General features: G+C 29.4%; 1 protein-coding gene. It reads left to right on the top strand.

All coding sequences use genetic code 11. The annotated features are described in order from the left end of the window. On the top strand, nucleotides 1-355 hold a 355-nt coding region (locus tag ABZ857_RS44330; RefSeq protein ID WP_357056994.1), incomplete at its 5' end, for a hypothetical protein. Nucleotides 356-1,110: the final 755 nt, after the last annotated feature.

Below are 1,110 nucleotides of genomic sequence, written 5' to 3' on the forward strand. Positions count from 1 at the left end.
ATATAGACAAACTATAACCGTCTCAATTACTTTATTGGTTATAGCAGCTATACTTTTGGTTATGTCAATTTTAGGTGTTGAAATTAATGAATTAGCATCTGGCTATAATACTACACTTTCTTGGCTGGCATGGGTAAGTTTATTATTATTGTTAATAGGTCTAGCAAATTATTATTTAGGAGTTAAATTAAATGAAATGCTTGACCAAAAGTACCCTCTTACTAAGGGCATAAAATTAAAAGAAAAAAAAGAACGCTTTGAAAACTTTTGGCAATTTTTTTCAATTTATTGGTGGATGATTTTCCCAATTTTTGGTTTTATAACTTGGTTCATTTCTTTCTTTAATAATCTATAAAGTTTTTGTTATCGAGCGGAGAGACAATATAATGATTAAAAAAAAGTCACATTTTTTTGTAGCTTTTTTTGGCTTTACCATGGTAAACCCGTTGCTTGCCCAGTCTTGAAAAAGTTACTGGCAAGCAACGGGTTTGTGTACACAACCCTCAAAAAGTAACGTTACGTACATTTTTGTTTAGGAGTACCTAATACAATACCCTTTAAAAAGAGTGTTTTGAATAAAACTCGCTTTCGCTCGTGGTAACGTTGAATGGATAAATTTTTTATCTCATATTTTAAAAAATAAATTGATAAATTGAGATTTTAATGTTGACAAAAAATTTAAAATTAAGAAATCCAGAGGATAGAAAAGCTCAAACACAAAGATAAGTCTTGAAAATAAAATAAAAAAAGAATATTATAAAATTATCTATAATAAGATTCCCGAACTAATTAAAATACCTTCAATCAATGAGATTATACCACTCAATAGAAAGAGACTACTATGGGATTTGGATTTAACTTTAAGGATTACAATGATCGTTTAACATTCAAAAAATCAACGCTCAAGGATGTAAAACAAACTCTAGATGAACGAGATTTTGTAAAAGCCGAAATATCCAAAAAAGAAAAGAAGTTAGTTAAAAAGTAATAGAACAATAGGGATTTGGGCACTTCCAAAATCAACATAAAATTCAAATAAGCGTCAACACATGGTTTTGAGTTTTTATTTTTTTGAGCAAGTGAGTACCCACTTGCTATGACCGCGAGAGC

The organism is Microbispora sp. NPDC046933 (assembly GCF_040644635.1).
Lineage (GTDB): Bacteria > Actinomycetota > Actinomycetes > Streptosporangiales > Streptosporangiaceae > Microbispora.